Here is an 8100-nt window from a genome sequence, read left to right on the forward strand (position 1 = left end):
AAAAAAAGCCCCTGAAAAATCAGGGGCTTAGCTGTTGCATTGACCCGGCATTACCTTACGGTGCCGGACGGGAGATTATTCCCACTCGATGGTCGCCGGCGGCTTGCCCGAGATATCGTATACGACGCGGTTGATGCCGCGCACTTCATTGATGATGCGGTTGGAAACCTTGCCCAGCAAGCTGTGCGGCAGGTGCGCCCAATGGGCCGTCATGAAGTCTTGTGTCTGCACGGCGCGCAGGGCCACCACGTATTCATAGGTGCGGCCATCGCCCATCACGCCTACCGATTTAACCGGCAGGAACACGGCGAATGCCTGGCTCGTCGCCTCGTACCAGTTTGCCGGCAACGCATCCGGATCGACGGCCTGGCCGGCGACGAATTCGTAGCGCGTGTTGCGCAGCTCTTCGATGAAGATGGCGTCGGCGCGGCGCAGCAGGTCGGCGAACTCTTTCTTGACTTCACCGAGGATGCGCACGCCCAGGCCCGGGCCCGGGAATGGGTGACGGTAAACCATGTCATGCGGCAAGCCCAGGGCCACGCCGAGTTTGCGCACTTCGTCCTTGAACAATTCGCGCAGCGGCTCCAGCAATTTGAGCTTCATGGTGTCCGGCAAGCCGCCCACGTTGTGATGGCTCTTGATGGTCTGGCCCTTCTTCCCTTTGCCCGCCGATTCGATGACGTCCGGGTAAATCGTACCCTGCGCCAGCCATTTGGCGTTCACCAGCTTGCCCGACTCCACCTGGAAGACTTCGACGAATTCACGGCCGATGATCTTGCGCTTTTGTTCCGGATCAGCAACGCCGGCCAGGTGGCCCATGAACTGGTCTTCCGCGTCGATGCGGATGACCTTGACACCCAGGTTCTTGGCGAACATGTCCATGACCATCTTGCCCTCGTCCAGGCGCAGCAGACCGTGGTCGACGAAGACGCAGGTCAGCTGGTCGCCGATGGCGCGGTGGATCAGCGCTGCCGCGACGGACGAATCGACGCCGCCGGACAAGCCCAGGATGACTTCATCCGTGCCCACCTGCGCGCGGATCTTTTCCACCGCTTCGCTGATGTAGTCAGGCATGTTCCAGTCCGACTTGCAGCCGCAGATCTCATGCACGAAACGGCCGATGATGGCCTTGCCCTGCACCGTGTGCGTCACTTCCGGGTGGAACTGCACGCCGTAGAACTGGCGCTCTTCGTCGGCCATGGCGGCGATCGGGCAGCTCGGGGTGTTGCCCATCAGCTTGAAGCCTGGCGGCATTTCCAGCACCTTGTCGCCATGGCTCATCCATACTTTCAGCATGCCGTGGCCTTCGTCCGTAACGAAGTCAGCGATGCCGTTGAGCAACTTGGTATGGCTGCGGGCGCGCACTTCGGCGTAGCCGAATTCGCGTACCAGGCCGTTTTCCACCTTGCCGCCCAGCTGGGCCGCCATGGTTTGCATGCCATAGCAGATGCCCAGCACGGGCACGCCCAGCTCGAACACGGCCTGCGGCGCGCGCGGCGAATCGCCGTCCAGCGTGGAATTGTGGCTGCCCGACAGGATCACGCCGGCGGCGCCATAGTTGCGCACGAATTCGTCGCTGACGTCATACGGGAAGACTTCGGAAAACACGCCCGAATCGCGCACGCGGCGGGCGATCAGCTGGGTGACTTGGGAGCCGAAATCGAGAATGAGGATTTTAGAATGCATGATGGAGACTTTATCTGAGGTCATTACAAAACCGGCGCACTGGGCGCCGGTCTGGTCTGTCGCTATAGCGCAGCGGAAAAATTGTTCAGGGCAAGGCGCAGTGCCGAAGACAGTACGAATAGTACGGAGAGGCACTGTAACGCAGCCATGGGCAATTTTTCCTGTTGCGCTTACTCGGAGCGGTAGTTTGGCGCTTCTTTCGTGATCTGCACATCATGGACATGCGACTCGCGCATGCCGGCCGAGGTGATTTCCACGAATTCCGCTTTTTCACGCAGTTCGTCGATGGTGGCGCAACCGCAGTAACCCATCGATTGACGCACGCCGCCCACCAGCTGGAAGATGATCGCCAGCACGCTGCCCTTGTAGGCCACGCGACCTTCGATACCTTCAGGCACGAACTTGTCGGCCTTCATGGTGGCGTCCTGGAAGTAACGGTCAGCCGAGCCGTCGGACATCGCGCCCAGCGAACCCATGCCGCGGTAGGACTTGTAGCTGCGGCCCTGGTACAGGATCACTTCGCCCGGTGCTTCTTCCGTACCGGCAAACATGGAACCCATCATGACGGTCGAGGCGCCAGCTGCCAGCGCTTTCGAGATATCACCCGAGAAGCGGATGCCGCCGTCGGCGATACATGGCACGCCCGTGCCTTCCAGTGCTTCGGCGACATTCGAGATGGCCGTGATCTGCGGCACGCCCACACCGGCGACGATACGCGTGGTGCAGATCGAGCCAGGACCGATGCCGACCTTGACCGCATCGGCGCCGTATTCGACCAGCGCCTTGGCGGCGGCGGCGGTAGCGATGTTGCCGCCAATCACTTCCACCTGCGGGTACTTGGTCTTGATCCACTTTACGCGGTCCAGGATGCCTTGCGAGTGGCCATGGGCCGTGTCGACCACCAGCACGTCGACGCCGGCGGCGACCAGCAGGTCGATGCGCTCTTCATCTTTGGCGCCCACACCGACGGCAGCGCCGACGAGCAGCTTGCCCTGGCTGTCTTTCGACGCGAACGGGTGGGAAGTCGACTTCTGGATATCCTTGACGGTGATCAAGCCGCGCAGTTCAAACGCGTCGTTGACCACGAGCACGCGCTCAAGGCGGTGCTTGTTCATCAGGCGCTTGGCTTCGACGGTGTCGGCGCCTTCCTTGACGTACACGAGCTTGTCGCGCGGCGTCATTTTCGCGGAGGCTTCCGCGTCGAGTTCCTGTTCAAAGCGCAAGTCGCGGTTGGTGATGATGCCGACCACTTCCTTGCCCTTGACGACAGGGAAACCACTGATGCCGTATTGTTCCGTCAGGGCAATCACGTCGCGGATTTTCATGTCCGGCGGAATCGTGATCGGATCACGCAGCACGCCAGCTTCGAAACGCTTCACGCGGGCCACTTCACGCGCCTGGTCCTTCGGATTCAAATTCTTGTGGATGATACCGATGCCGCCTTCCTGGGCCATCGCGATCGCCAGGCGGGCTTCCGTCACCGTATCCATGGCTGCGGACAGCAAGGGAATATTCAGGGTGATATTGCGGGTCAAGCGAGTTTTGAGGGACGTATCGGCGGGCAGAACGTTGGAGTAGGCTGGGACGAGCAGCACGTCATCGAATGTGAGTGCTTTTTGAAGTAGACGCATAGCATTTCCTATTGGCGCAAAAGCAGATTATACAGAAATTCTTGATTCCTGTCTTAAACATTCGCAAACCTCTGTAGACATAGTGGGAATGCCATTTTCACCTCTCTCTAAATGTCTGGAAAAGTCTGGAAACGTCCACGTTTTCGCCCAAATTTCGCCCCTGTTTTGGCGGCTTCTTCGCCTCTTTCTGAGGCTGCACAAGATCAGGTAGGTAGGCACCCAACATAATAGAAGGCACTGCCTTCTGTAAGCATAACCCAAAAGGAAAGATTGCAATGAAGCACGCGCTGGGCGCCCTCCTCTTGCTTGCACTGTGCAGTTGCACGTCTAGCGGCATTGTCGAACACCGCGGAGGCGATCTGATCGGGCTGGACAGCTTCGCCCTCGCCGCTCGCTATGGCACGCCCGCCAGCTATCAACTCCAGGGCGAGTATCTGCAGCTGAACTACGGCAGCGATGCGGCCCGCTGCCGAGTTATCGTGCTGGTCGACCAGCAACAGCGCGTCGCAGGCTGGGCATCCGCCGGACAATCTTGCCCAGCACGCTAAACGGCCACGCTCATGTCGATGGCGACATCGAGATGGCGCAAGGCTCACCATCCAGCTGCACCCGAAGCGAGGCGCGGATCAGCCCGGACATGCCGACGCGCGGCCCCAAGCTGCGCTCCAATTCATCGGCCGCCGCTGCGATCTCACGCAGGCGCCGAACCTCCCACAAAAGCACGCGCACATCGGCCGAGTCGTTGCGACCTTGGATTTCTTTCAGTTGCTCGATGCTGAGCGGCGCCCGAATCCTACTCATTACCACCTCTTCATAGCACGTTTAGATCGGTCCACATCAGTTCTGCAATGGATGGCTCCTCGTCCAGCTCAGCACGCAAAACATCACGGATCATCGCTGCCGCGCCATCAGTTGGCCCCAGGCTGCGCTCCAGTTGGTCCGCCTTGGATACGATTGCGCGCAGGCGCCTGATCTCACGCAGCACGGCACGCATGTCCCGCGAATCGCTACGAAGCCGGATTTCCACCAGCTCGACTGTAGTTAGGGGCGTTTGAGAATTTCTCATGACCGCATCGGTCGAACGTTCCGGGTATCGGTTTCCGGCTCTGGCATGGCCAGATCCACCGCGCAAAGCCACGACTGCGCAAACTCGACCACATGGCCCTCTGCATTCGTTGTCCGCTCAAACCCTGCCAGCGTGAACTTGCCATCGTTCGCCCACACGATGTGCGGATCGAGCAGCTCCATATAAGGGCCTGGCCTGCCGGGCTGCGTAAGTCGCGCCACCTTCACAGGACGCCGCAGGCCCTGATCGGTCACGTCCATAATGACCAGCATCCCGTAGTGCTTGACGGTGTACCGGTCGTTCAGCATGCGGCGCTCCACAGCCACCCCGGCTGCGCGCATCTTAACCACTCTTATCTTCATGGCACCAACCAAAAATACTGTACATACATACAGTATAACGAACTGATACGAGTTGTACAGTAAACAAATGTACTGACATTCGTTGCTCAGCGCGCGTCGAAGAACAGTTCAGATAGAGGCTACGCCTGGCGCTGGCAGCCGACAAGAACGACGCATCGACGCAGTACGTTTCGGCAATGATGCAGGCGCTGGGCATTTCGCTTGAGCTGATCGACCGCTGCCAGAACCACGTCCTGCCGGGTACCAAAGTGCGGCGGCATTACATGCTGCACGACTATGCGGATGAGAAGCGGGCGGCTTGGGCGGCGCTGGGTGAGCGGCTGGGCAATCTGATTTCGGTGCCGATGCTCTGAAGCTGGCGCACCTGGGCGGCGCCAGCTTGTCGATACATGCTGTACAGTAAAAAATGTACGGGCGAATCGACCAGAGCGAACACACATGCTTGACGCAGAACTTTTTGAATGGAATCCAGTTAATCTCTAAAGCGATCTTCCTGTATAGTCGCTCTCTATCTTAGAGGATCACCTACTATGACTGCCAAGCATCAAATTAAAGGCTATGAGTATCAAGTCTGCGTTTATTCGACGGGAGCAGGATTGTACTCGGGCGTAATATTGGTCACCTCGCGGAATGGCGTAACACTCTCCCCCATCATTGAAATACCTACCCTAGCGCATTTTAGGGCCGAGCGAGCTGCCCAGATTGAAGCAGATGCCTTGGCACTCGAACTCATCCACACTGGTGCAATTGACGCCCTACTACCTCTTGAAGACACCATTTTACGCCCGGTTACGTCAACGAATGCATGACTAAAAGGTCGGTGACAATTCAATACAATTCCGACCTATTTACCGCCATATAATTGTTGCATTGCCGCATATCACGATGATTGCGGATTTGATATTTTCTTGAGCTGGCAATCCTTGTGACCATGGGGTGTAAAGTGAAAAGCGATTTGTCACCAAAATATTTCACGCATTTAAACCGAAGAATCGATTTTCTGTCGGAAGCAATTATCAATTCGGCGATTGATATGGAGGCGGCGCTTGGCGCAGTTCATGCAATTGTCTATATGCGCCGTCACAACGTACCTATGGATATCGCATTGAGAGTAGTTCTACGGCAAGCAGAGCGCAGAGTTATCTCGCTATGGTCGCTACCGGATGCGATTGAAAGGCGAACGTCCTGTAGCGCTTAGCCAGTGCGGACGTCCGCACTGGCTCATGCGGACAGCTCTCCCCCCTAATCTATTCACCCTCACAAACGCCTGGCACGCCTGCCCCGTCGCGGCCACCTCTTCCGTCTGCAAGATCAAGGCTTGAATATCTCGCGGAACTGCGTCAGGAAGTGGCCCGCTGGCGGTATCGGCTGCAGCGCCTCCTTCGGCGCCACTGGCACCGGCCTGGGCGGCAGGTCCAGCACTTGCACAGAAGGCGGGCTTGCGCACGCGCTCAGCAGCAAGGCGGGCGAACACGGGCAATGGGCTTTCGTAAAAATATGCATTAAGCCGCTCATATAGTTTGCAATAGAAATTGCAATCAAGTAACCTACAATTAAAAAATGACTACCAACATTAGGTCGCGCAAGCATATTTTACGGAAAAGCTCATGGAGACGAGTCGGTTATACTGCCTAGGCGGATATGATTACCAATTAGGTGCATATCCAACACCACAAGGCAACCATCGAGGATTAATTTTTCTTGTAGCATTTTCTGGAACGTCGTTCTCCCCAGCCATTAAAATTCCGACCCCCACCAATTTTCGAACTGATCAAGCTGCAAGAATCGAGGCGTCGGCCCTAGCGCATCAGCTGATACTTACGGACGCGATCAGGACACACATACCGCATGATGAGAGTCCGGAATAGGCAGGATTCATTCAGTGACCGACATCGGCCGCTGAATGAGTGCAGCCCGCAATCACCGCCTCCAGTTGCGCCTCGTAGGGGCGCCCTCGGAGCCAGTCCCGCGCCAGCGCCAGGACGATCTCGCCATCCGTTGCCACTGGCGTCAGCTGGTCGAACTCATAGGCCGGCCGCTGCGGCACCACCTTTACACATGGTGTAAAGACGGGAACTTCGACCCGCTGCGGCGCCAGCGGTGCGCTGCCGCAGCCGGCCAACAGCACGACACACGAAATTGCCAACTTGCGAAATTGCGAATTATCGAAAGTTTTTCGTGTTTTCATCGCACGCCCTCCAGCAGCAGCCTGACGGCAGGCATAGCCTCGTCGCAGGTGTTGGCGCGCGCGCCAGCGACTTGCGCCAGGGCCGCGTCGTACTTCTTACCCTTGGCAGCAGCGGCCGCCTGCGCCGCCGCGCCGCGCTCCTGTGCCGCCAGGGTTGCCTTGGCCATGCCATCGATGGCGCGGTTTTGCTCGCTGATTGACGCGCGCAACGCAGCGCTTACGCCTTGCTCCTGCACCAGCGCCGCGCGCGCAGCATCCCGGTCGCCAACGGCCAGCCACCAACCGGTCCCAGTGGAGCTGGCCACCAGCAGCAGCACGGCGGCCAGTACGATAGCGGCTGCCTTCCAGATACCACTGACGGCGCCGGCCGCCAACGCGCCCAGGGCGCTCACGGCCGCACCTGCAAGATGCCAGCGCGCGTGCCGTGGCGGTCGATGGTGATGATGCGGTTGATCGGCTTGGCCACCATCTTTGTGCTGACGTGTACCCAGGTCAGTTCGTTGATGATCTGGCCGATGCCGAACTCGTCCAATTTCGGCAGTAACGCCTGGCATACTTGGTACGGCGTCATGCGCAGCGCCTTGAAGTCGGCTGCCATGCCGCGCACATGGTCGCTGCCATCGCTGCTGCCGATGCCCCGATTCACCGGAATCGAGCGGTAGCCGCTGATATTGGTCAGCGGCGTGTCGATGCCGGCGCAAGCCGTCAGGTAATTTCGGATGCGCTGCAGCAGCTCGGCCGTGCGCTGCAATTCCGCCAGCACGGCCGGCGTCGGCGTGTTGTCGACACCATGGCGCGCTGCCCAGTCGGAGGCGGTCAGTTCCTGCAGAGTAAAATTCTTGGTGAGGTTCACAGGCCACCCCGCACGTCCTTGACGACGGCGGCCGCGTCGCGCGCCAGCTCGCCGATGTCCTTGTCGCGGCGCTTGTCGAGCCAGCGCACCGTGGCGCCCAGCACCCACCAGGCGGGCAAGCCGGCGGCCACCATCAGCGGCGCGGCGATAAACAGGAAGCCCAGCGCCGGATCGCTGCCGTACAGCACGGCCACGGCGCGAGCGCTGTCGAACAGGCCCGGCATCCAGTTGCGCACGACCACGACCAGGGCCGGCCCCATCAGGGCGGAAAAGAGAATGGTGACGAAGAAGCGCACGCCCGCTTCCTTGGCAGT

General features: G+C 59.1%; 11 protein-coding genes. 2 read left to right on the forward strand and 9 right to left on the reverse strand.

Annotated elements, in window-relative coordinates; translation table 11 throughout:
* Positions 1 to 75 precede the first annotated feature (75 nt).
* Together guaA and guaB are read right to left on the reverse strand one after the other, a co-directional pair.
* Positions 76 to 1686: a glutamine-hydrolyzing GMP synthase gene (gene guaA / locus BXA07_RS29365; protein ID WP_076573219.1), complete on the reverse strand. Its 1611-nt coding sequence runs from the start codon at positions 1684 to 1686 to the stop codon at positions 76 to 78.
* Positions 1687 to 1856: 170 nt separating this feature from the next.
* Complete coding sequence (gene guaB, locus BXA07_RS29370) at positions 1857 to 3317, reverse strand: IMP dehydrogenase (RefSeq protein ID WP_076573220.1); 1461 nt, start codon at positions 3315 to 3317, stop codon at positions 1857 to 1859.
* Between the two features lie 275 nt (positions 3318 to 3592).
* Here guaB and BXA07_RS29375 point away from each other — a divergent pair, with 275 nt between their 5' ends.
* Entirely contained in the window at positions 3593 to 3865 is a 273-nt protein-coding gene (locus BXA07_RS29375; RefSeq protein ID WP_076573221.1) for a hypothetical protein, read from the forward strand.
* A gap of 10 nt (positions 3866 to 3875) precedes the next feature.
* Here BXA07_RS29375 and BXA07_RS29380 read toward each other — a convergent pair whose 3' ends face one another.
* From BXA07_RS29380 to BXA07_RS29390, 3 genes are read right to left on the reverse strand one after another with little or no spacing between them, the layout of a single operon-like run.
* Positions 3876 to 4118 carry a hypothetical protein gene (locus BXA07_RS29380; protein WP_076573222.1) on the reverse strand — a complete coding sequence of 81 codons (243 nt, stop codon included), beginning with the start codon at positions 4116 to 4118 and terminating at the stop codon, positions 3876 to 3878.
* A 10-nt stretch (positions 4119 to 4128) separates the two neighbouring features.
* Positions 4129 to 4383: a hypothetical protein gene (locus tag BXA07_RS29385; RefSeq protein ID WP_076573223.1), complete on the reverse strand. Its 255-nt coding sequence runs from the start codon at positions 4381 to 4383 to the stop codon at positions 4129 to 4131.
* Positions 4380 to 4691, reverse strand: a complete 312-nt coding sequence (locus tag BXA07_RS29390) for a hypothetical protein (RefSeq protein WP_139335860.1) — start codon at positions 4689 to 4691, stop codon at positions 4380 to 4382. Before BXA07_RS29390 ends, BXA07_RS29385 begins: the two co-directional genes overlap by 4 nt.
* 230 nt (positions 4692 to 4921) lie before the next feature.
* Here BXA07_RS29390 and BXA07_RS31030 point away from each other — a divergent pair, with 230 nt between their 5' ends.
* Positions 4922 to 5098: a site-specific integrase gene (locus BXA07_RS31030; protein WP_170909776.1), complete on the forward strand. Its 177-nt coding sequence runs from the start codon at positions 4922 to 4924 to the stop codon at positions 5096 to 5098.
* A gap of 1526 nt (positions 5099 to 6624) precedes the next feature.
* On the opposite strand, the gene BXA07_RS29400 is transcribed toward BXA07_RS31030, so the two are convergent.
* The 4 genes from BXA07_RS29400 to BXA07_RS29415 form a co-directional block, all read right to left on the reverse strand.
* Positions 6625 to 6933 carry a hypothetical protein gene (locus tag BXA07_RS29400; protein ID WP_076573225.1) on the reverse strand — a complete coding sequence of 103 codons (309 nt, stop codon included), beginning with the start codon at positions 6931 to 6933 and terminating at the stop codon, positions 6625 to 6627.
* Positions 6930 to 7325, reverse strand: coding sequence for a hypothetical protein (locus tag BXA07_RS29405; RefSeq protein WP_076573226.1), 396 nt, complete (start codon positions 7323 to 7325; stop codon positions 6930 to 6932). Before BXA07_RS29405 ends, BXA07_RS29400 begins: the two co-directional genes overlap by 4 nt.
* Complete coding sequence (locus BXA07_RS29410; RefSeq protein WP_076573227.1) at positions 7322 to 7786, reverse strand: D-Ala-D-Ala carboxypeptidase family metallohydrolase; 465 nt, start codon at positions 7784 to 7786, stop codon at positions 7322 to 7324. The genes BXA07_RS29405 and BXA07_RS29410 overlap by 4 nt, the downstream gene beginning before the upstream one ends.
* Positions 7783 to 8100 (reverse strand): hypothetical protein (locus tag BXA07_RS29415; protein WP_076573228.1); only part of this gene is annotated, 318 nt, incomplete at its 5' end. The genes BXA07_RS29415 and BXA07_RS29410, both read right to left, overlap by 4 nt.

This window comes from Janthinobacterium sp. TND4EL3 (assembly GCF_900156175.1).
GTDB lineage: Bacteria > Pseudomonadota > Gammaproteobacteria > Burkholderiales > Burkholderiaceae_D > Janthinobacterium.